The following is a 20,503-nucleotide window of genomic DNA, read 5'->3' as shown; positions in this document are numbered from 1 at the left end:
CTGCCCTCCTTACGAGCGGATCCTGCCCCACCAGCCGTGCTGCTTGTCCGCCTGCCCGCGCTCGGCCACGGGTTCCGGCCGCCGGGCTTCGGCTTGCTCCAATTCGAGGCGCCAGGCGCCATACGGATTATTGAAGAGGGAGTCGGGGCCGTAGTCACGCGCGGGTACTTTCCGCACGCGGTAGACCGGCTCGCCCTCGCTCACCGAGAAGGTATGCCCGTCCGCGAACACCGGTCCCCGTTCCAGCAGGTAGCGCGTGAAGGTGCGCAGCATGTCCGCCGCGGCCGGCTTGTCGAGGGCGCCCGTCATCGCGTCCGGCAGGCCGAAGTTGTGCATGCCGCAGGAAAAAACGTCCTCTTTGCCCATGACGTACACGACCAGGGCCCGGTGGGCCGTCAGTTGCTCCAGCTTGTCGCAGATGTCGAACCAGTAGGCCGGGCCGTGGGCGATGCCGGTGCTGTCCACCTTTACCCCCAGCCCGCCGGCCTCGACCAGTGCGCCGGCGGCGCGCATCATCGCCTCGGCCGCCTCGAGCGAGCCGCCCTTGCCGACCAGGTAGACGACGCAGTCATGATCGGCCACCGCCGCCATGGCGTTCGATGCGGCCCAGTGCGGCCCGGCCTTGGCGAACGCCGCGGCCAGGTCCGGGTCCGCGCCCTCGAGCACGAGATCGCAGGCAAAGCCGCTCAGCGTGTCGCGCAGTGCACCGCCGACGAGCAGGTAACCGGTCTCGCTCACGACCAGGCTCTCCACCAGCTCGGCGCGGTCCCGCCAGGGTCCGGGGATACACAAGACCAGTTCTGGGGTGTCATTCACGGTACTTCGTCTCCTAAATCGTGTCGGCACCCGTTGTGGGTGCAGGTAGTTGTCATGCAGTGCGGTGCTCATCGGGCCGCTTGCTGAGCAGCATAGCGTATCCGCCGGGCCGTCGCCGTTCTACCCACGCTGCATCGAGCCCGTAACGGACAATCGCGCGCGCCGGGATTGTCATTCGTACAGCCCAGCTTTAGTATGGGGCAGTCATTCGCCTTGCCCGCTCGTCCAGCCTGTCATTCAAGGAGTCCCGCTTCAGCATGAAAACATTACTCACTGCGCTATGCGTGGCATTCCCGTCGGCAGCGCTATGCGCACCCTGCCTGCCGCTGGGCGAGCTGATCGAACGCGACCGGCAGTACGAGGAAGCGCTGCGCGTCGGCGACACCGCCTTCCTGGCCACCTCGCTCGCGGACGATTATGTCTGGGTGCACTCGCTGGGTTCGCAGATCGAAACCCGGGCGAACCTCCTGGCCCGCCTGGCGCAGCCAGGCGTGGTGCCGAAGAGCCGCACGACGTCGGAGGTCCGGGGCCACATCTCCGGCGACACGGTTGTGCTGCGCGGACTCAGTTCGGTCGAGCAATTCAACGCCGACGGCAAGACCTGGCGCACCAACCGCTATCAATTCATGCGCACCTGGGTCAATCTCGGTGGGGCGTGCAAGCTGCTGGCGAACCAGACCATGAAGGTCTGGTCGAGCCAATAGGCGGGCTCAGTGCTTCTGCAGGATGTATTCGACCTTTGTTTCGCTCACCGGCTTTCGTTCCCAGCCCTGCATGGCATAAAAGCGGTCAGCCCGCGTGTTTGCCGTTGTGTCGAGCCTGGCACATGCATGGCCCAGCTCGAAAATCCAGTCCACCGCCAGGCCCAGCAAGTGCTTCGCCAGGCCTTGCCCTTCATTGCCCGGGCGTACAAACAGCGCCCAGATCGAACCGTCCTCTCTCGCGGCATAGCAGAAGGCGACAATGACGCCGTCGATCTCCGCAACCCAGCCGCGCCCCGCTTCCTCGAGATAATCTTCGTACATGCTGGCGGTAACGCGGCCGGGGTCGGACAGCACATTTTCGGTGACCGACAAGCGAATACGCGACATGACAGGGATGTCGGCGCTGATTGCCCTTCTAAAAACTGGGCAGGTCAATTCGCGCCCTTCGGGAGGACACGCGGGACCGGATTTTCTTCCGCCGACCAGACAACGGCAGCAATCTTCCAGCCCGCTTCAGTCCGGACCAGTTGCCAGCTTTCCTTGCCCCAGTTGTTTTTGTAGTCGCCCGCGATGAAGGTGTAATCGAACCAGACTTGGGCCACGTCGCCATCGGTGTCGATACGCACGTTGGAAAAGGTTTCGGCCATGGTTTCCTTCGCCCTGGCGATACTTTCGATAAACTTGCGCGGACTGCTGTTTTGGATTTTCGTGCCGCGCGGTTCTTTCGGATCTTTCAAGCTGGCGTTATACCGGTCGACACTGCCGTCGCTATACACCGCAGTCCACGTGATGTCCTCGCGCAGGAACAGCTGCATGAAGCCGGCGGTGTCCTTGTTGATGATCGCCTGCCGGAAGGTTTCGATAAGCGCGTCGATCTTCTGGCGGCTGTCGGCCAGGCTCTGCGCCATGGCTGACTGTGGGACCGAAAAGAAAAGGGCGGTGCCAAGCAGGACGGCGGACAATGCGGTTTTCATCGTGTCTCCCATGGAAACCGATGAGTATAGTGGACCACATTCCTCGAAAATCCTCCAAAAGTAACGACGCTGCGCTTCTGGAAACAGCCGCGGCTCAATCCCTTTCAAAGCTTTCAAGATCCTTGACGCGCTTCTCAGCGTGGCGCTGCAGGCAGCTGATGTACATCAGATTCCGAATCGTTCCATCCGCATGCTTTTCATAAACGGCATCGCAATCCGCCTCCCGAAACGTCACCCACGCACGCTGCGCGGAAATGAGACTCTTCTTCATTCTGGAGCGCTGCTCGGAATCCGTATCCGGATCCGGACGGCTGAGCGATTTCATGATCCGCTGATAGGTGCTATTGAGTTTCGCCTCGACCTTATCTTTTTCTTTCGATGCGCATTCATTGAGTTCCACTGTGGTGAGCCTCTTGTTGCAGTCGAGGGCAAACGAAGGTCCGGCATGTGCTGATAGCAGCAACAGGACAAGGACACGCGTTACTACAGTGTTCGTCGGATTTGTTTTCATTTTCATGTGCGGTCAAGGCAAAGCGTATTGCAGGGAATTTTCGGGCAGGCCGCAGCAGGCGATAATATGGCCATCTGTCCATCCTTTGTGAATATCGTATGTCCGTCGATTCCTGGCAGTCCGTCTACCGTGAAAAGCTGCTCGAGCACCTGCTCATCGGTGAACTGTTGAAATACGCTTGGTTGCATCATGATGCCTCCCTCGAAGTGTCGCAGCCGGCTATCGACCGCTCGGGCCACGATATCGTGCTGGAAGCGAACGGCATTACCCGCCATGTCCAGCTGAAGACGTCGTCGACGATTGCCCGGACGATGAGGCAGAACGTGCACCTTGGGCTTGGCCAGAAACCATCCGGGTGCGTGGTGTGGATGCGCTTCGATCCGGAAAAGATGACGCTCGGGCCTTTCCTGTTCTTTGGCTCGGAGCCGGGCATCGCCCTGCCGCCGCTGGACGGATTCAAGGTCGCGATGCATACGAAAGGCGACGCCCAGGGCGTCAAGAAGCCACGGCCGGGATTGCGGGTGGTCCCGGTGTCGAAGTTCACGGAGGTGGACATTATCCCCGGCTTGTATGCCGCCCTGTTCGGCGTGCCGGAAAACGACAAGGCCCCCGGCATGCAGGGGCTCCTGGACTGACAACGGCCGGCGTCAGCCAGCCTTCGCCGCCTCGGCTTGCGCCCGCATCATATCCAGCGTGGCGTTCGGCGTGATCAGGTTGCCGTCGTATCGCAGTTCGATCAGGGCCGGCAGCTTGCGGCCGTTGGCATGAAGCACGGCGCGTTCGAGCGCCGGCGCAAAGTCCGCCGTCTTCTCCACGATCTCGCCGTGCGCGCCATAGGCCCGCGCCAGCGCGGCGAAGTCGGGGTTGTGCAAGCCGGTGCCCGATACGCGTCCTGGATAAGTCTTTTCCTGGTGCATGCGGATGGTACCGAACATGCTGTTGTTGAAGACGATGATGATCACGCCCGCGCCGTATTGCACGGCGGTGGCCAGTTCCTGCCCGGTCATCATGAATTCGCCGTCGCCGGCAAAGGTGACGACGGTGCGGCTTGGGTCGATGATTTTCGCGGCCACGCCCGCCGGCACCGCATAGCCCATGGCGCCGTTGGTTGGCGCCAGCTGCGTGCGCATGCCGCCATAGCGCCAGAAGCGGTGCGCCCAGGATGCGTAGTTGCCGGCGCCGTTGGTGATGATCGTGTCGCGGGGCAGGGCGGCCATCAGGTCCTGCACCACTTGCCACAGGTCGAGCGGCGCGATGGACGGGTCGGCATCGCGGAAAATCGGCGGCTGCTCCTGGTACGCGGCCAGTTCCGCCTTGGCTTCAAGCACGGTATCGCGCCAGGCGCTGGCGTCAACGGGTTCCATCGCCGCCAGCATGCTGGCGACCTGCGGCGCACCGCTGGCGATCATCAGGTCGGCCTGGTAGACGCTGCCCAGTTCCTCGGGGTCGGCGTGGACGTGCACCAGGCGCTGGCTTGGCACCGGGGAGGCGAGCAGGGTGTAGCCGCCGGTCGTCATCTCGCCCAGGCGCGGGCCGATGGCGATGATGAGGTCGGCGTTTTTCACACGCGCAGCCAGCTTCGGGTTGATGCCGATGCCGACATCGCCGATGTAGTTCGGGTGCGCGTTATCCAGCAGGTCCTGGAAGCGGAAGGTGCAGGCCACCGGCAGCGCGTTCGCTTCGGCGAAGGCTTGCAGGTCGGCGCAGGCCTGGGCGTTCCAGGTGCCGCCGCCGAGCAGCACGAGGGGGCGCTGGCTTTCCGCCAACATCGTCCGCAGCGTGTCGATCTGCGCGGCCGACGGCGCGGCCTGCACCGGTGCATGGCGGCGGGTGTCGGCGACCGCGGCGGTGTCGATCAGCATGTCCTCGGGCAGCGCCAGTACGACCGGGCCGGGGCGGCCGCTGGTGGCGACCTGGAAGGCGCGCGCGATGTATTCCGGGATGCGGTCGGCGCGGTCGATCTGCGTCACCCATTTGGCCATTTCGCCGAACATGCGGCGGTAATCGATTTCCTGGAAGGCTTCGCGGTCGATGAAGTCGCTGCCGACCTGGCCGATGAACAGGATCATCGGCGTGGAATCCTGGTAGGCCGTGTGCACGCCGATCGAGGCGTTGGTGGCGCCGGGGCCGCGCGTCACGAAGCAGATGCCCGGTTTGCCGGTGAGCTTGCCGTAGGCCTCGGCCATGAATGCCGCGCCCCCTTCCTGGCGGTTGATGACGAAGCGGATGCTGGAATCATGCAGCGCGTCTAGCACGTCGAGGTAGCTTTCGCCGGGCACTCCGAAGGCGGTGTCGACACCGTGGATGTGCAGTGCGTCGACCAGGATCTGGCCGCCGGTACGGGAAGGGTGCGTCATGTGTCGGTCATCCTCATTGGTAGGCATCGTGGCATTCTATGCAATCGGGCCGAGCAGGGCTTTCCAAATGGCGACACCAAATTTCAGAAATCGCGGTCACTACCCAAAGCGCATCGCTGCCCGCCATCGGTTACAATGCACCCCGTGAAGCAGGCCAGACAGCCGCTGGCTGGCACTCTCAAGGTGCTGGCGGGAGGAAGGTCCGGACTCCATAGAGCGGGGTGACGGTTAACGGCCGTCCGCTGAAAGCCTTCGGTGCAAACCGAGGGTATAAGGCGAGGAATAGGGCCACAGAGACGAGCGTATTAAGTTACGGTGAAACGCGGTAACCTCCACTCGGAGCAATTCCAAATAGGCACGCGTTGATGTTGCTCGCGGAGCGTGCGGGTAGGAAGCTTGAGCGCCGGAGTAATTCGGCGCCTAGAGGAATGGCTGTCATAGGGGCGTCCCGCAAGGGAAACCACTACACAGAATCCGGCCTATCGGCCTGCTTTACACTGAATTTCATACTGAAACACAGCGCAGGGGGACCTCAGTGCCTCAAAATCTGCCTCAATACATCCTGGCGCTCGACCAGGGAACGACCAGTTCCCGCGCCATCCTGTTCGACCGCCAGGGCCAGGTCGTGGCCTGCGCCCAGCAGGAATATCCCCAGCACTTTCCGCAGCCCGGATGGGTCGAGCACGACCCGCTCGATATCTGGAACAGCCAGCTTGCCTGCGCGCGCCAGGTGCTGCGCGAATTCAATGTCAGCGCAAGGCAGGTGGCTGCCATCGGCATCGCCAACCAGCGTGAAACCACCGTGGTCTGGGACCGGGCGACGGGCGAGCCGATTGCGCGCGCCATCGTCTGGCAGGACCGCCGCACCGCCGGCGCCTGCGACCGCCTGCGCGAGGCGGGCCATGCGCGCCTTGTCGGGCGCAGCACCGGCCTCGAACTCGACGCCTATTTCTCGGCCACCAAACTGCAATGGCTGCTGGAGAATGTCCCCGGCGCGCGCGAACGGGCCGAACGCGGCGAATTGTGCTTCGGCACCATCGACAGCTGGCTCGCCTATAAACTGTGCGGGCGCCACGTCACCGACGTCAGCAACGCCTCGCGCACGATGCTCTACAACATCCACTCGATGCGCTGGGATCCGGCCCTGCTGGATTTGTTCGGCGTCCCAAGCGCGATGCTGCCGGAAGTCGTGCGCAGCTCGGAGCAGGTCGGCGTAGTGGATGCCGGCTGGTTCGGCGGCCCGATTCCCTTGTCCGGCATCGCCGGCGACCAGCAGGCCGCCACCTTTGGCCAGGCCTGCTACGACAAGGGCATGGTCAAGAATACCTACGGCACCGGCTGCTTCATGCTGATGCACGCCGGCTATGTGCCGCCGGTCTCGCGCAACCGGCTGCTTGCCACCGTCGGCTGGAAAGTGGACGGGCGCACCGACTACATGCTGGAGGGGAGCGTGTTCATGGCCGGCGCCACCGTCCAGTGGCTGCGCGACGGACTCGGCATCATCAAGCAGTCGAGCGATGTCGAAGCGCTGGCCACCTCGGTGCCGGATGCCGGCGGCGTGATGCTGGTGCCGGCCTTTGTCGGTTTAGGGGCGCCGCACTGGGACCCGTATGCGCGCGGCACCATTGTCGGTATGACGCGCGGCACCACGGCGGCCCACATCGCCCGCGCGGCGGTCGAGGCGATCGCCTACCAGAGCGCGGAACTGCTGGCGGCGATGCAGAAGGACGCCGCCTGCCCGGTGCGCGAGGTGCGTGCCGACGGCGGCGCGGCCCGCAACGACCTGCTCATGCAATTCCAGGCCGACCTGCTGGGCGTGCCGGTAGTGCGCCCGGCGGTGACCGAAACAACGGCGCTTGGCGCCGCCTATCTTGCCGGGCTGGCGCAGGGGTTCTGGGCCTCGCGCGAGGAGATCGGCGCCCTGTGGCGCGCGCAGCGCCGCTTCGAGCCGGCGATGGGGGCTGATCTCCGCGCCGAACTGCGCGGGCGCTGGGCGCGTGCCGTCGAGCATGCAAAGGGCTGGATCGAGCACTGACCCAACGGGACCTCGAAAAACCTGCTGCGCGTTGTACTGTTGGCCTGCGATGCTCGCTGTACCTCCGTACAGCTGCGCGTCTCGGCCAACATTGCTGCCGCTCGCTACGGTTTTTCGAAGTCCCGAAACCCATCACGAAGGGAGCGGCATGGCCTTTGCAATTCCGGCAGTCGACAATATGGTGTACGGCGCCCTGTTCGCGATCGCCCTGCTGGCGTGCGCGGCGCCCTTGCTGGTACTGCGGCGCGACGGACCTGCGCGCACCTGGAAAAATGTGGCGCTGGCGGCGCTCCTGATCCTGCCGGTCATGGGCACGCTGGGCTATACCGTCTCGGACAACGACTTGCGCGTCGACGGCGGCAGGATCGTGCTGCGCGCGGCGCATTTCTACGAACAGGACCGTCCCATAGCCGACTTCGACCTCGCCCGGGCGCGCGCCGGCGATTATGCGGCGATCGGCGAGGCCCGGCTCGGGCTGCGCAGGAACGGCGTCGGCTTGCCGGGCTACGCGGCGGGGCGCTTTTCCGGCCCGGGCAAATCGACCGTGTTTGCACTGCTGACCGACCGCAGCCGGGTCGTCTGGCTGCCGGCCAGGACCGGGCCGGACTTGCTGTTCAGCGTCGAGGAGCCGGAGCGCTTCCTGGCCAGCTTGCGCGCGCAAGGAGCGTGATCGGGAGTCAGGACTTGTCGACGATCTCCAGGTCGAATTCATCGACCCCCGCCACTTCGCCATGCACCCGGTCGCCCGGCAGCAAGGCGCCGACGCCTCCCGGCGTGCCGGTAAAAATCAGGTCGCCCGGCGCCAGCGTCACGAGGCGCGACAGGTGGCTGATGATGTCGGCGATCGGCCAGATCATTTCGTCGAGCGAGCCGTCCTGGCGGGTCTCGCCATTCACCGTCATGCGGATGCAGGCGCCGGGGGACGGATGTCCGAAGGCGCTCACCGGGCGCAGCGGGGTGCAGGGCGCGGAGGCGTCGAAACCCTTGGCCATGTCCCATGGCCGGCCGGCTTCCTTGGCCGCGGCCTGCAGGTCGCGCCGCGTCAGGTCGAGGCCCACGCCATAGCCCCAGACTTTCGTCAGTGCCTCGTCCGCCGGGATATCGGCCCCGCCCGAGCGCAGGGCCACCACGAGTTCGATCTCGTGGTGCAGCTCCTGTGTCGCCGGAGGATAGGGCAGCGCGCCTTCGGCCGGCACCACCGCGTCGGCCGGCTTCATGAAGAAGAACGGCGGTTCGCGGTCCGGATCGCTGCCCATTTCGCGTGCGTGGGTTGCGTAATTGCGGCCGACGCAGAAGACGCGGCGGATCGGGAAGCGCAGGTTGCTGCCGAAGACGGCGAGCGAGGGCGTGGCAGGGGGCGTAAAGGCGAATTCGCTCATGGGGTTCTCATGTTGACAAAGTGATCCCATTCTAGCGCAGGGCGCCTAAAAGCCGATCCGCCCCCGTCCCGGCGCCTGGCGCAGGCGCACGTCCTCGAGCAGCACGTGCCCGCGCCCGTCGGCCACCGCATAGCCCAGGCTGTCGAGCAGGGTCTTGCGCAGGTCGCGCGGCGATACGCTCGAGAGGCGATCGAGCACCGCGTCGGCCAGCCGGGCATCGAAGCCGCCGAGATTGAGTTCGCCCAGCAGCGACGCATAGATGCGCTGGGCGATGCCGGCCGCCTGTTCCACGGTCGGCGCCGGCACCTCGTACACCGCCATCCGGTTGAGCAAGGGCGCCGGGATGCCCTCGGTCGAATTCGCCGTCAGCACCCAGAAGATCTGGCTGGCGTCGATCTCGACGTCGATGAATTCGTCGCGGAAGGCGCGCGAGGTTTCGGGTTCGAGCAACTGGTAGAGCGCGGCCAGCGGATCGGACTGCGACGAGCCGCTCGCCTTTTCCACTTCGTCCAGCACCACCACCGGGTTCGCGTACTGGCCGCGCACCAGGCGCTCGGCGACCTTGCCGCATTTCGCGCCGCGCCAGCTGGCCGAGCTGCCGGTGATGACGAAGCCGGCCGACAGCGCATTCATGCTGATCAGCTCGCACTCGGTGCCCATCGCGCGCGCCAGGCGCTTGGCGAAATGGGTCTTGCCCACGCCCGGGCCACCCAGCAGCAGGATCGGCATCACGTTAAAACCTTTATTTCCCGCATGCGCCAGGCGCAGGTAGCGCGCCAGGTCATCCAGCACGTCGTCGAAATTCGGGCATTCCTCGAACAGGGGGTCGAGCGCGTCGAGGGAGGAGGGGGTGGTGACGAAGCGTTCCGGACCGGCGCCCAGCATGCGCTCGTAAAACGCTTCGAGCTCGGGCGAGCGCCCGCGGCTGCGCTCGAGGGCCTCCTGCACGTCGAGCAGGTCGTAGACGGCGCGGGTTCGGGCGATGGTAATGCTCACGTTAGGTCTCCAGTGCGGGCAAACGCTTACGTGGAAATCGTAACCCGTCAGGCATGAATACGCAATTTTTGGCCGTGCAAGGTGCGCGGTCCGCTTGTTGCCAAAAACATGCTTTGTAAAGACAAATTTTTCCTGAAAGCAAAGCTTTACCTGCGCTACCCGGATGAGGTTACACATTCACTGTTTAAGCTAAGTGCTTAATTTTCCGGGATATTTTCTTTTCACCTGGCTTAAGGGAAGCGTGCTAAGTCCTTCATTTCATTAGTAAATTTCAGGTTTTTCCTACTGGAATTCGCTTGACCAGACACAACCCTTCCTCTAAAGTGGGAAACAGTGTGAAAAAGTGCAGTTTTGTGGGAGAAGTTCAGGTCTCCCGGCGTGTAAAACAACTAAACTGATAACCCTCCAAAGCTAGGTACCTACGTGTTTCAAGGCGCGTCAGCGATCAATCTCGATGCGAAAGGCCGGATGTCGATACCGGCAAAGCATCGTGACGCCCTCGCGCTGCAATGCGAAGGCCGCCTCACGCTGACCCGCCACCCGCACGGCTGCCTGCTGTTCTTCCCGCGCCCGGTGTGGGAAACCCACCGCGACCAGATCGCCGCCTGGCCGATGTCGGCACGTGCGTGGCAGCGCATTTTCCTCGGTAACGCCTGCGATGTCGAGATGGACAGCGCGGGGCGCGTCCTGATTTCGCCTGAACTGCGCTCCGCCGTCGGCCTGGAAAAAGAAGTGATGATGCTCGGCATGGGCACCCATTTCGAAATCTGGGACGCCGCCAAGCTGGCCGCCGACGAAGCCGCGGCCGTGGGCGGCGGCATGCCCGATGTACTCTCCAATTTCTCTTTCTGAGGCACCGATGACGATTGCCAATACGGTGCCAGAGCTGCTGCATCGCACGGTGCTGCTTGACGAAGCGATAGATGCGCTCAACCTCGATGAGGGTGAGCGCAAAAACGGCATCTATATAGACGGCACCTTCGGCCGCGGCGGCCACAGCCGCCTGATCCTGTCGCGCCTGGGCGCCAGTGGCCGCCTGATTGCCTTCGACAAGGACCTGCAGGCCATCGCCACCGCGCAGCAGATCGACGACCCACGATTTTCGATTGTCCATGACAGCTTTGCCACCATGGGATCCAGCCTGGCCGCCCAGGGCATCACCTATGTCGACGGCATCCTGCTCGACCTCGGGATCTCGTCGCCGCAGGTGGACGACGCCGCGCGCGGCTTCAGCTTCCGTAACGACGGCCCGCTCGACATGCGCATGGACACGACCCGAGGAATCTCGGCTGCCGAATGGATTGCCACGGCAACCGAACAACAACTGGAAAAGGTAATACGCGATTATGGGGAAGAACGGTTTGCTTTTCAGATTGCAAAGGCGATTGTTGCTCGCCGGGCAGTCGAACGGATTTCAAGCACACGACAGCTTGCCGCAATCGTGGCAGACACGGTCAAGACTCGGGAAAAGGGCAAGGATCCGGCCACCCGTACCTTTCAGGCTGTCCGGATTTTCATCAATCAGGAGCTTGAGGACCTCGAGGCTGGGCTGAGCGCCGCTTACGCGATGCTGCGTCCCGGTTCGCGGATGTCCGTCATCAGTTTCCATTCGCTCGAAGACCGCATGGTCAAGCAGTTCCTGGCCAGTAAGGCCAAGGTGCCGCAGCCGGACCGCCGCCTGCCGATCCGCGCGGTCGACCTGCCGCAGCCGCAGATGAAGCTGATCGCCAAGATCAAGCCGTCCGATGCCGAGGTGGCCGCCAACCCGCGCGCCCGCTCGGCAGTGCTGCGCGTGGCCGAGCGCCTGGAGGATGTGGCGAAGGGTATGGCTACATGAGCAGCAACAAGCTCAACATCCTGTTGGCGGCGGGCCTGATCGCCTGCGGCCTGACCCTGGTTAACGCCCGCTATCAGCTGCGCCACCTGACCACCGAGCTCGAGCGCCTGCAGGGGCAGTCGCGCCAGCTCGACATCGACTGGGCCCAGCTCCAGCTGGACCAGTCCACCCTTGGCAAGAACGAGCGCATCGAACAGATCGCGCGCACTGAATTGAACATGACGCCGCTTACGCCCGCGCGCACCCAATACCTGACCGAGGGTGCGCCATGAAGCGCGACAAACCCTTCAGCAACGGCGGCCGCGTCGCCGCCTCGAAAGGCATGGCCTTTTCAAGAAGCCCGGTGCTGGCCGTGCGCCTGCCGGACTGGCGCTCGCGCGTGATGTTGTTCGTGCTGTTCGCGGCCTTTGCAGCGCTTGGCGCCCGCGCCGTCTGGCTGCAGGCGATGTCGACCACCTTCCTGCAAAAGCAGGGCAAGAGCCGCTACGAGCGCACGCTCGACATGCCAGCCACGCGCGGCAAGATCATGGACCGCAACGGCCAGGTGCTCGCGTCCTCGCTGCCGGTCAAAGCCGTGTGGGCCCTGCCGGAAGACGTGCTGGCCTCGCCGCCGGAAAAGATCACCGAACTGGCGCGCCTGCTCGAGATGCCCGAGCGCGAGCTGCGCAAGAAACTCGACTCGGACCGCACCTTCGTCTACCTGAAGCGCCAGGTCGAGATGGACGTCATCGCCAGGATCGAAAAGCTGAAGATCACCGGCATCGACACCAGGAAAGAATACAAGCGCTTCTACCCGCAGGGCGAGGTAATGGCCCACATGGTCGGTTTCACCAACGTCGAAGACGTGGGCCAGGAGGGCATGGAGCTGGCCCAGCAGAAGAACCTGGTCGGCGCGCCAGGCAGCCGCCGCGTCATCAAGGACCGTTTGGGGCGCGTGGTCGAGGACCTGGGCATCGTGCGCGTGCCGCACGACGGCAAGGACCTGACCCTGTCGGTCGACAGCAAGCTGCAGTACATCGCTTTCACCAGTGTGAAGAACGCGGTCGAGAAATTCAACGCCGACGCCGGCGGCGCGGTGGTGCTGGACGTGCACACGGGCGAGGTGCTGGCCATGGCCAACTACCCGACCTACAACCCGAACGACCGCAAGAAGCTCACCGGCGCCCAGCTACGCAACCGCGTCATCACCGACACCTTCGAGCCCGGCTCGACGATCAAGCCGCTGACCGTCGCACTCGGCCTGGAAACGAAGCGCATCACCCCGAATACCGTGTTCGACACCGGCGCCGGCCGTATCGTCGTCGGCGGCCGCCCGATCCGCGACCTGCACCCGAAGCCCATGCTCACCACCAGCGGCATCATCCAGAAGTCGTCGAATATCGGCGTGGTCAAGATCGCTCAGATGATCCCGCCGCAGGAAATGTGGGAGTTGTACACCAAGGTCGGCTACGGCCAGGCGCCGCGCTTCGGCTTCCCCGGCCCAACCGCCGGCCGCGTGCGCCCATGGAAATCCTGGAAGCCGATCGAATACGCGAACATGGCCTTCGGCCACGGCCTGTCGGTGTCGCTGCTGCAGATGGCGCGCTCGTACATGATTTTCGCCCGCAATGGCGACATCATTCCGCTGTCGTTCGTGAAGGTGAACGAGGAGCCGGCTGGCCAGCAGGTGATCTCGCCGAAGACCGCGGCCCAGGTGCGCACGATGCTCGAATCGGTGGTTGGTCCGGAAGGCACGGCATCCAGGGCCCAGGTGGCGGGCTACCGCGTGGGCGGCAAGACCGGCACCGCCGAGAAGATCGTCAACGGCCGTTACTCGCGCACCGACAACATCGGCTACTTCGTCGGCATCGCGCCAATGTCCAAGCCGCGCTTCGTTATTGCCGTCATGGTCGACAATCCGAGGGGCGCGCTGAGACAAGGCGGAAACGTCGCGGCGCCGACCGCCGCCGACCTGGCGGCGAATGCGCTGCGGGCCGCGAACGTCGCGCCGGATTCAACGGTCACGGACATCATCATTCCGGAAGAACCACTCGAGGAGAGCCTGTGACGCCGCAAAACCACCACGACATCTGCCACTGGGTCGTTGCCGCCGCACCAGGCGGCAAGCTCGTTTCCGACTCGCGCCAGGTAGCACCCGGCGACGTCTTCTTCGCCTATCCCGGGGACACCGCCGATGGCCGGCGCTTCATTCCTGCTGCTGTCGCTGCCGGTGCCGCCGCCGTGGTCTACGATCCGCTCGGTTTCGACTGGGACGCGGCACTCACGGTGCCGCACCTCGCCGTGCCCGACCTGAAGCCGCAAGCCGGCACCATCGCGCACGCCTGCCTCGGCCAGCCGGACGCCGACATGTTCACCGTCGGCGTGACCGGCACCAACGGCAAGACCTCCTGCGCCTTCTGGCTCGGCCAGGCCTTTGCGAAACTGGGCGAGACCGCCGCCGTCATTGGTACCCTGGGCGTCGGCATGTTCAAGGGCCGCCTGGATGCTGAATTCATCGAGACCGGCTACACCACGCCCGACGCGGTGCTGCTGGCAAGCCGCCTGGCCGCCGTGCGCGAAGCGGGCGCTCGCAACCTTGCCATCGAAGTCTCCTCGATCGGCCTGGAGCAGGGGCGTACCGCCGGCATGCATTTCGACGTCGCGATTTTTACCAACCTGACGCGCGACCACCTCGACTTCCACGGCGACATGGCGAGCTACGAAGCGGCCAAGGCGAAACTGTTCGCCTGGCCCGATCTGAAGCACGCCGTCATCAACCTCGACGATCCGGCCGGCGCACGCCTTGTGGCGCAACTGCGCGACAAGGCGGGTGCCGGTTTGTCCTCTGGTCTGGCGATCACCGGCTACACGCTGCACGATGCCGCCACCCAGCCTGCCATGGATGGCGTGACCATCCTGCGCGCCACGAACAAGCGCAGCCGTCCGGCGGGCAGCGAATTCCAGCTTGAATCGATGTTCGGGAGCGCGCTGGTAAAAACGCAACTGGTCGGCCACTTTAACATCAGCAATGCGCTGGCCGTGCTGGGCGCGCTGCTGGCGAAGGGCGTGGAACTCAAGCGCGCGGTCGAGGCCATCGAAGCGCTGGTGCCGGCCCCGGGCCGCATGCAGCAGGTCGGCGGCCAGGATGCGCCGATGGTCGTCATCGATTATGCGCACACGCCGGACGCGCTGGAAAAAACCCTCGACGCCTTGCGCCAGGTGGCTGATGAGCGCCACGGCCAGTTGTGGTGCGTGTTCGGCTGCGGCGGCGACCGCGATCCGGGCAAGCGCCCGCAGATGGGCGCGATCGCGCAAATGGCCGACCAGGTGATCGTCACCAGCGACAACCCGCGCAGCGAAGAGCCGGGCGCGATCATCAACCAGGTGGTCGCCGGCATGAACCCGGAGCACCCGCGCTCGCGTTTTCAAACCATCGAAGACCGCGCCACCGCGATCCTGTCGAGCGTGAAGAATGCCGGCAAACAGGACGTGATCCTGCTGGCCGGGAAGGGCCACGAGCCCTACCAGGAAATCAAGGGCAAAAAAATGCCGTTTTCCGACGCCGACCACGCCACGCTTGCCTTGAGCGCGCGGCTCACCATGATGAGGACTAGTTAATGCGCGGTTCGCTCGAACAAGTAGCTGCGTCTATCGCAGGCGCCAGCGTAACCGCTGACGCCGCTTTCGACTCGGTGTCGACCGACAGCCGTACGGCAAACGCCGGCGCGCTGTTTGTCGCATTGCGCGGCGAAACCTTTGACGCCCACGACTTCCTGCCGCAGGTCGCCGCCAATGGCGCCGCCGCGGTCGTGGCCGAGCGCCTGCCGGAGGGTTGGACCCTGCCGGCGATCCTGGTGCCGGATACGCTGGTGGCGCTGGGCCAGATCGCCAATGGATGGCGCCGCCAGTACGACATCCCCCTGATCGGCGTCACCGGCAGCAACGGCAAGACCACGGTCAAGGAAATGATCGCCTCGATCCTGGCCGCCGCTGTCGGCGCGGACGCCCGCCTGGCGACGCAAGGGAACCTGAACAACGAGATCGGCGTGCCGCTGACCCTGATGCGCCTGGAAGCCTCGCACCGTGCAGCCGTGGTCGAACTGGGCATGAACCATCCGGGCGAGATCGCCCGCCTGGCCGCCATCGCCCAGCCGACCGTCGCCCTGGTCAACAATGCCCAGCGCGAGCACCAGGAATTCATGCACACCGTGGAAGCGGTGGCGCTGGAAAACGGTTCGGTCTTCGCGGCGCTGCCCGCCGACGGCGTGGCCGTCTATCCCGGCGACGATATTTATACGGGGCTGTGGCAGGGCCTGGCGGCGGCTTGCCGCAGCATGACCTTCGGCCTGACGGATGCCTGCGACGTGCGTGCGACTTATGTCAGTACCGGATTCGGTAACAATTTGAAAGTAACGACGCCGGACGGCGCGTTTGAACTGACACTGGCCGCCGCCGGCGAGCACAATGTACGCAATGCGCTGGCCGCGGTAGCCTGCGCGCTGGCCGCCGGCATCGCCCCGGACACGATCGTGCGCGGGCTGGAAAGCTTCGCGCCGGTGGGCGGGCGCCTGCAGCGCAAGCAGGCCGCACAAGGCGCGACCGTCATCGACGACACCTACAACGCCAATCCGGATTCGATGCGCGCCGCGATCGACGTGCTGGCAGCTTATCCGGCGCCGCGCATCCTGGTGGTCGGCGACATGGGCGAAGTCGGCACGCAGGGCCGCGAGTTCCACGAAGAGATCGGCGCCTACGCGCACAGCCGCGGCATCGACACGGTGCTGGCGACGGGTGAACTGTCGCGCCACCTGGTGGCGAGCGGAGGTTCACAGCAGTTCCAACATTTTGAGCAGTTTGACGCATTATTGGCAGCACTGGACAAGCAACTGGGCGGCAATTCTGATGCAACTGTGTTGGTGAAGGGCTCGCGCTTCATGAAGATGGAGCGCGTGGTCAATCACCTGATAGGTTCCACAAACACTGGCAAGGATGCCCATTAACTATGCTTCTCTGGCTTGCACAATACCTGCAGGACTATATCGGTCCGATGCGTCTGTTTAACTTTATTACCTTCCGTGCAGTGGGCGCGACGATCACCGCGATCGCGCTCGGCCTGTTCACGGGCCCGGCCGTCATCCGCAAACTGACCGAGATGAAGGTGGGCCAGGCCGTGCGCACCCAGGGTCCGCAGACCCACCTGAAAAAACACGGCACCCCGACCATGGGCGGCGTGCTGATCCTCATTTCGATCGCGATTTCGACGCTGCTGTGGTGCGACCTGTCGAACCGCCTGATCTGGCCGGTGCTGGTCGTCACGCTTGGTTTCGGCGCGGTGGGCTGGGTCGACGACTACCGCAAGGTGGTCTACCAGGACCCGGAAGGCATGCGCTCGCGCGAGAAATACTTCTGGATGTCGCTCGTGGGCCTGACTGCATCGCTGTACCTGGCGTTTTCGGTTTCGGCGTCTTCGCCATGGGGCGTGGCCCAGCTGTTCTGGGCCTGGGTGCAGTCCGGCTTTTCGCTTGACCTGCCGCCGAAGGCCGACCTGATCGTCCCGTTCTTCAAGACCATCAGCTATCCGCTGGGCGTGTGGGGCTTCATCGCGCTGACCTATTGCGTCATCGTCGGCTCCTCGAACGCGGTCAACTTCACCGACGGCCTCGACGGCCTGGCCATCATGCCGACCGTGATGGTCGGCGGCGCCCTCGGCCTGTTCGCCTACCTGACCGGTAACGCCACGTTCGCGAAATACCTGTTCATTCCGCATATCGCCGGCGCCGGCGAACTGCTGATCTTTTGCGGCGCGATGGCGGGCGCGGGCCTGGCCTTCCTCTGGTATAACGCGCACCCGGCGCAGATGTTCATGGGCGACGTCGGGGCGCTGGCCCTGGGCGGCGCGCTCGGCACCATCGCCGTCATCGTGCGCCAGGAAATCGTCCTGTTCATCATGGGCGGCGTGTTCGTCGCCGAAACGCTGTCGGTGATCATCCAGGTGTCCTGGTTCAAGTACACCAAGAAGCGTTACGGCACCGGCAGGCGCGTATTCCTGATGGCGCCGCTGCACCACCATTTTGAACAAAAAGGCTGGAAGGAGACCAAGGTCGTGGTCCGCTTCTGGATCGTGACGATGGTCCTGGTCCTTGTCGGCCTGTCCACCTTGAAACTGCGTTAATCGACGATGAACTACGAAGGCAAACTCGCACTGGTACTGGGGCTCGGGGAATCCGGGCTCGCGATGGCGCAATGGCTGCACCGTTGCGGCGCGCGCGTGCGCGTGGCCGACACGCGTGCCGAGCCACAGCGCCTGCCGGCGCTGCGCGAAGCCGTGCCGGGCGCCGAATTCTTCGACGGCGACTTTGTTGCCGCGCTGGTCGAGGGTGCCGACTTCGTCGCCGTCAGCCCGGGGCTGGCCCCGAACCGCGAGCTGGCGCAGATCATCCCGGCCGCGCAGGCAGCGAACATTCCCGTCTGGGGCGAGATCGAGCTGTTCGCCCAGGCCCTGGCCGCGCTGAAGGCCGAGCGCGGCTATGCGCCGAAAGTCATCGCCATCACGGGCACCAACGGCAAGACCACCGTCACCAGCCTCACGGGCCTGCTGTGCCGCCGCGCCGGTCTGGAGGCCCGCGTCGCCGGCAACATCAGCCCGGCCGCGCTCGACGTGCTGCGCGAAGCCATCAATGAGGAAAAGCTGCCGCAAGCCTGGGTGCTCGAGCTCTCCAGCTTCCAGCTGCACACGACCTATAGCCTGAACCCGGATGCAGCGACCGTCCTGAACATCACCCAGGACCACCTCGACTGGCATGGCGACATGGCTGCCTACGCGGCGGACAAGGCGCGCATCTTCGGCGCGGACACGGTCCGTGTACTGAACCGCGACGACGCAACCGTCATGGGCATGGCCGCGCCAGGGGCGCAGAGCGTCACGTTTGGCACCGGCGAACCGGATGCGCCGGGCGCCATGGGCCTGGTGAACGAACGCGGCGTGCTGTGGCTCTCTACCGCCGTCGCCGGCGAAGCCGTAGAGAAGAAACTCAAGCGAGGGCCGCACGGAGGCCCTCGCGGTGAAGTGGCGCCCGCCGTCGAGATCACGGTCAACCGCCTGATGCCGGCCGACGCCCTGAAAATCCGCGGCATCCACAATGCCTCGAACGCGCTGGCCGCGCTGGCCCTCTGCCGCGCCGCCGGCCTGCCGCTGGCGCCCCTGCTGCACGGCCTGCGCGAGTATGCGGGCGAGCCGCACCGCGTGGAACTGGTCGCCACCATCGACGACGTCGACTATTACGACGACAGCAAGGGCACGAATGTCGGCGCGACCGTGGCCGCCTTGCTCGGCCTCGGCAAAGCCTTTGTCGGCGACAATCAGCAGATCGTGCTGATCGCCGGCGGCGACGGCAAGGGCCAGGATTTCACCCCCTTGGCCGAACCGGTTTCACGCTATGTGCGCGCCGTACTGCTGATCGGCAAAGATGCCCCGGCCGTGCGCGCCGCGATCGAACCGTCGGGCGTGCCGTGCTTCGACATGGATGACCTGCCGCAGGCCGTGCGCCGCGCGGCCGGCCTGGCGCGCACCGGCGACTGCGTGCTGCTGTCGCCGGCCTGCGCCAGCCTCGACATGTTCACCAACTACGCGCACCGCGCGCAGGTGTTCGTCGACACGGTGCGCGAGATCGCACTGGACAAGGGAGTGGAGATCTGATGGCCTTCCAGATTCCGTTCAAGTTTTCCGGTTCCAGCAACGATGCCGTTGCCGAGCGTTCGCGCCCGTCGAAAATGATGGACTACGACCAGCCGCTGGTCTGGATCACGCTGATCCTGATGCTGTTCGGGATGGTGATGGTGTATTCGGCCTCGATCGGGCTGCCCGATTCGCCGAAGTTCACCAACCTGAACGGGCGCCACGAGTACTTCCTGTACCGCCAGGCCGCTTTCATCATCGCCGCGATCGTGGCTGCGTATGTCGCTTTCCGCTTCCCGGTCGCCGCCTGGCAGAAACTGGCGCCGCTGATGTTCGTCGGCACCCTGATTCTCCTGATCCTGGTGCTCATTCCCGGCATCGGCGTGGTCGTCAACGGCGCGCGGCGCTGGCTGTCGTTCAAGCTGTTCCAGGTGCAGCCGTCCGAAATCATGAAGATCGTCGTCGTGCTGTACGCGGCCGACTTCACCGTGCGCAAGCAGCAGTACATGCACAAGCTGACCAAGGGCTTCATGCCGATGGCGTTTGCCGTCGGCGTGGTCGGCATGCTGCTCCTGCTCGAGCCCGACCTTGGCGCCTTTGGCGTGATCGTCTGCATCGCCATGGGCATCCTGTTCCTGGGCGGCTTCAACATGATCTGGTTCGGCGGCATCGGCGCCATCCTGGTCGTGGTGTTTTCCTCAATCATCGCGCTCTCGCCCTTCCGCCGCGCGCGCATGTTCGCCTACCTCGACCCGTGGCAGGAAGACAATGCGCTCGACAAGGCCTACCAGCTGACCCATTCCCTGATCGCTTTCGGGCGCGGCGAGATCACCGGCGTGGGCCTGGGCAACAGCGTCGAGAAGCTGCACTACCTGCCGGAAGCGCATACCGACTTCATCATGGCCGTGATTGGCGAAGAGCTGGGCCTGATCGGCGTCCTGATCACGCTGGCGATGTTCTACTGGCTGGTCAAGCGCGCCTTCGACATCGGCCGACAGGCGATCGCCCTCGACCAGTTCTTCGCGGGCCTGGCCGCGAAAGGCATCGGCATCTGGATCGGCGTGCAGACCTTCATCAACATGGGCGTGAACCTCGGCCTGCTGCCGACCAAGGGCCTGACCTTGCCTTTGATGAGCTATGGCGGCTCGGGCGTGCTGATCAACTGTGTCGGCCTGGCGATCCTGCTGCGCATCGACTACGAAAACCGAGTCCTGATGCGGGGAGGGCGCCTGTGAGTAAG

Annotated in this window: 20 protein-coding genes and 1 other RNA gene; 14 read left to right on the top strand and 7 right to left on the bottom strand. The window is 64.6% G+C overall.

Going from position 1 to position 20,503, the window contains the following annotated elements:
• Nucleotides 1-9: 9 nt before the first annotated feature.
• Entirely contained in the window at nt 10-816 is an 807-nt protein-coding gene (locus ACFPN5_RS01535; protein ID WP_379779380.1) for a DUF4261 domain-containing protein, read from the bottom strand.
• A gap of 257 nt (nt 817-1,073) precedes the next feature.
• Here ACFPN5_RS01535 and ACFPN5_RS01530 point away from each other — a divergent pair, with 257 nt between their 5' ends.
• Nucleotides 1,074-1,520, top strand: a complete 447-nt coding sequence (locus tag ACFPN5_RS01530) for a nuclear transport factor 2 family protein (RefSeq protein WP_379779378.1) — start codon at nt 1,074-1,076, stop codon at nt 1,518-1,520.
• Nucleotides 1,521-1,526: 6 nt separating this feature from the next.
• Here ACFPN5_RS01530 and ACFPN5_RS01525 read toward each other — a convergent pair whose 3' ends face one another.
• The 3 genes from ACFPN5_RS01525 to ACFPN5_RS01515 form a co-directional block, all read right to left on the bottom strand.
• Nucleotides 1,527-1,907, bottom strand: a complete 381-nt coding sequence (locus ACFPN5_RS01525) for a GNAT family N-acetyltransferase (RefSeq protein WP_379779376.1) — start codon at nt 1,905-1,907, stop codon at nt 1,527-1,529.
• Between the two features lie 44 nt (nt 1,908-1,951).
• Nucleotides 1,952-2,494, bottom strand: coding sequence for a nuclear transport factor 2 family protein (locus tag ACFPN5_RS01520; RefSeq protein ID WP_379779374.1), 543 nt, complete (start codon nt 2,492-2,494; stop codon nt 1,952-1,954).
• A gap of 94 nt (nt 2,495-2,588) precedes the next feature.
• Nucleotides 2,589-3,011, bottom strand: coding sequence for a lysozyme inhibitor LprI family protein (locus ACFPN5_RS01515; RefSeq protein ID WP_379779372.1), 423 nt, complete (start codon nt 3,009-3,011; stop codon nt 2,589-2,591).
• Between the two features lie 92 nt (nt 3,012-3,103).
• Here ACFPN5_RS01515 and ACFPN5_RS01510 point away from each other — a divergent pair, with 92 nt between their 5' ends.
• On the top strand, nt 3,104-3,640 hold the full coding sequence (locus ACFPN5_RS01510; RefSeq protein ID WP_379779370.1) for a hypothetical protein: 537 nt from the start codon (nt 3,104-3,106) through the stop codon (nt 3,638-3,640).
• A gap of 12 nt (nt 3,641-3,652) precedes the next feature.
• Here ACFPN5_RS01510 and ACFPN5_RS01505 read toward each other — a convergent pair whose 3' ends face one another.
• Nucleotides 3,653-5,362: a thiamine pyrophosphate-binding protein gene (locus ACFPN5_RS01505; protein ID WP_379779368.1), complete on the bottom strand. Its 1,710-nt coding sequence runs from the start codon at nt 5,360-5,362 to the stop codon at nt 3,653-3,655.
• A gap of 146 nt (nt 5,363-5,508) precedes the next feature.
• Here ACFPN5_RS01505 and rnpB point away from each other — a divergent pair.
• The 3 genes from rnpB to ACFPN5_RS01490 all read left to right on the top strand — a co-directional run bounded on the left by rnpB (nt 5,509) and on the right by ACFPN5_RS01490 (nt 8,067).
• An RNA gene (rnpB, locus tag ACFPN5_RS01500) (RNase P RNA component class A) lies at nt 5,509-5,860 on the top strand.
• 49 nt (nt 5,861-5,909) lie between these two features.
• Nucleotides 5,910-7,397, top strand: a complete 1,488-nt coding sequence (gene glpK / locus ACFPN5_RS01495) for a glycerol kinase GlpK (protein ID WP_379779800.1) — start codon at nt 5,910-5,912, stop codon at nt 7,395-7,397.
• A 148-nt stretch (nt 7,398-7,545) separates the two neighbouring features.
• Nucleotides 7,546-8,067, top strand: coding sequence for a PH domain-containing protein (locus ACFPN5_RS01490; RefSeq protein WP_379779367.1), 522 nt, complete (start codon nt 7,546-7,548; stop codon nt 8,065-8,067).
• A 7-nt stretch (nt 8,068-8,074) separates the two neighbouring features.
• Here ACFPN5_RS01490 and ACFPN5_RS01485 read toward each other — a convergent pair whose 3' ends face one another.
• The gene (locus tag ACFPN5_RS01485) at nt 8,075-8,776 is read right to left on the bottom strand and encodes a fumarylacetoacetate hydrolase family protein (RefSeq protein ID WP_379779365.1); all 702 of its coding nucleotides are present in this window, start codon (nt 8,774-8,776) and stop codon (nt 8,075-8,077) included.
• Nucleotides 8,777-8,821: 45 nt separating this feature from the next.
• A complete protein-coding gene (locus ACFPN5_RS01480; RefSeq protein ID WP_379779363.1) occupies nt 8,822-9,772 on the bottom strand; it encodes an AAA family ATPase in 951 nt (316 codons plus the stop codon).
• Nucleotides 9,773-10,195: 423 nt separating this feature from the next.
• Between ACFPN5_RS01480 and mraZ the strand changes: the two genes are divergently transcribed.
• The 9 genes from mraZ to ftsW are packed head-to-tail and all read left to right on the top strand — an operon-like array spanning nt 10,196 to nt 20,498.
• On the top strand, nt 10,196-10,624 hold the full coding sequence (mraZ, locus tag ACFPN5_RS01475; protein WP_379779361.1) for a division/cell wall cluster transcriptional repressor MraZ: 429 nt from the start codon (nt 10,196-10,198) through the stop codon (nt 10,622-10,624).
• Nucleotides 10,611-11,609 (top strand): 16S rRNA (cytosine(1402)-N(4))-methyltransferase RsmH, encoded by a 999-nt coding sequence (rsmH, locus tag ACFPN5_RS01470; RefSeq protein WP_379779798.1) that lies wholly within the window; start codon nt 10,611-10,613, stop codon nt 11,607-11,609. The genes mraZ and rsmH overlap by 14 nt, the downstream gene beginning before the upstream one ends.
• On the top strand, nt 11,606-11,881 hold the full coding sequence (ftsL, locus tag ACFPN5_RS01465) for a cell division protein FtsL (RefSeq protein WP_379779359.1): 276 nt from the start codon (nt 11,606-11,608) through the stop codon (nt 11,879-11,881). The genes rsmH and ftsL overlap by 4 nt, the downstream gene beginning before the upstream one ends.
• Complete coding sequence (locus tag ACFPN5_RS01460; protein ID WP_379779357.1) at nt 11,878-13,656, top strand: peptidoglycan D,D-transpeptidase FtsI family protein; 1,779 nt, start codon at nt 11,878-11,880, stop codon at nt 13,654-13,656. Before ftsL ends, ACFPN5_RS01460 begins: the two co-directional genes overlap by 4 nt.
• Nucleotides 13,653-15,206: a UDP-N-acetylmuramoyl-L-alanyl-D-glutamate--2,6-diaminopimelate ligase gene (locus ACFPN5_RS01455; RefSeq protein WP_379779355.1), complete on the top strand. Its 1,554-nt coding sequence runs from the start codon at nt 13,653-13,655 to the stop codon at nt 15,204-15,206. The genes ACFPN5_RS01460 and ACFPN5_RS01455 overlap by 4 nt, the downstream gene beginning before the upstream one ends.
• Nucleotides 15,206-16,588: a UDP-N-acetylmuramoyl-tripeptide--D-alanyl-D-alanine ligase gene (locus ACFPN5_RS01450; RefSeq protein ID WP_379779353.1), complete on the top strand. Its 1,383-nt coding sequence runs from the start codon at nt 15,206-15,208 to the stop codon at nt 16,586-16,588. The genes ACFPN5_RS01455 and ACFPN5_RS01450 overlap by 1 nt, the downstream gene beginning before the upstream one ends.
• Nucleotides 16,589-16,590: 2 nt before the next feature.
• Nucleotides 16,591-17,760 (top strand): phospho-N-acetylmuramoyl-pentapeptide-transferase, encoded by a 1,170-nt coding sequence (mraY, locus tag ACFPN5_RS01445; RefSeq protein ID WP_379779351.1) that lies wholly within the window; start codon nt 16,591-16,593, stop codon nt 17,758-17,760.
• 6 nt (nt 17,761-17,766) lie between these two features.
• Nucleotides 17,767-19,284, top strand: coding sequence for a UDP-N-acetylmuramoyl-L-alanine--D-glutamate ligase (gene murD / locus ACFPN5_RS01440; protein ID WP_379779349.1), 1,518 nt, complete (start codon nt 17,767-17,769; stop codon nt 19,282-19,284).
• Complete coding sequence (ftsW, locus tag ACFPN5_RS01435) at nt 19,284-20,498, top strand: putative lipid II flippase FtsW (RefSeq protein ID WP_379779347.1); 1,215 nt, start codon at nt 19,284-19,286, stop codon at nt 20,496-20,498. Before murD ends, ftsW begins: the two co-directional genes overlap by 1 nt.
• Nucleotides 20,499-20,503: the final 5 nt, after the last annotated feature.

This window comes from Massilia niabensis, from assembly GCF_042655085.1.
Lineage (GTDB): Bacteria > Pseudomonadota > Gammaproteobacteria > Burkholderiales > Burkholderiaceae_D > Telluria > Telluria niabensis.
Note: the sequence above shows the minus strand (reverse complement) of the source record. Positions and strands in the feature narration are given on the sequence as shown.

Coding starts and splice junctions, on each gene's coding strand:
- ACFPN5_RS01530 (WP_379779378.1), top strand. CDS start 1,074: ATGAAAACATTACTCACTGCGCTATGCGTGGCATTCCCGTCGGCAGCG.
- ACFPN5_RS01525 (WP_379779376.1), bottom strand. CDS start 1,907: ATGTCGCGTATTCGCTTGTCGGTCACCGAAAATGTGCTGTCCGACCCC.
- ACFPN5_RS01520 (WP_379779374.1), bottom strand. CDS start 2,494: ATGAAAACCGCATTGTCCGCCGTCCTGCTTGGCACCGCCCTTTTCTTT.
- ACFPN5_RS01515 (WP_379779372.1), bottom strand. CDS start 3,011: ATGAAAATGAAAACAAATCCGACGAACACTGTAGTAACGCGTGTCCTT.
- ACFPN5_RS01510 (WP_379779370.1), top strand. CDS start 3,104: ATGTCCGTCGATTCCTGGCAGTCCGTCTACCGTGAAAAGCTGCTCGAG.
- ACFPN5_RS01505 (WP_379779368.1), bottom strand. CDS start 5,362: ATGACGCACCCTTCCCGTACCGGCGGCCAGATCCTGGTCGACGCACTG.
- ACFPN5_RS01490 (WP_379779367.1), top strand. CDS start 7,546: ATGGCCTTTGCAATTCCGGCAGTCGACAATATGGTGTACGGCGCCCTG.
- ACFPN5_RS01485 (WP_379779365.1), bottom strand. CDS start 8,776: ATGAGCGAATTCGCCTTTACGCCCCCTGCCACGCCCTCGCTCGCCGTC.
- ftsL (WP_379779359.1), top strand. CDS start 11,606: ATGAGCAGCAACAAGCTCAACATCCTGTTGGCGGCGGGCCTGATCGCC.
- ACFPN5_RS01460 (WP_379779357.1), top strand. CDS start 11,878: ATGAAGCGCGACAAACCCTTCAGCAACGGCGGCCGCGTCGCCGCCTCG.
- ACFPN5_RS01450 (WP_379779353.1), top strand. CDS start 15,206: ATGCGCGGTTCGCTCGAACAAGTAGCTGCGTCTATCGCAGGCGCCAGC.
- mraY (WP_379779351.1), top strand. CDS start 16,591: ATGCTTCTCTGGCTTGCACAATACCTGCAGGACTATATCGGTCCGATG.
- murD (WP_379779349.1), top strand. CDS start 17,767: ATGAACTACGAAGGCAAACTCGCACTGGTACTGGGGCTCGGGGAATCC.
- ftsW (WP_379779347.1), top strand. CDS start 19,284: ATGGCCTTCCAGATTCCGTTCAAGTTTTCCGGTTCCAGCAACGATGCC.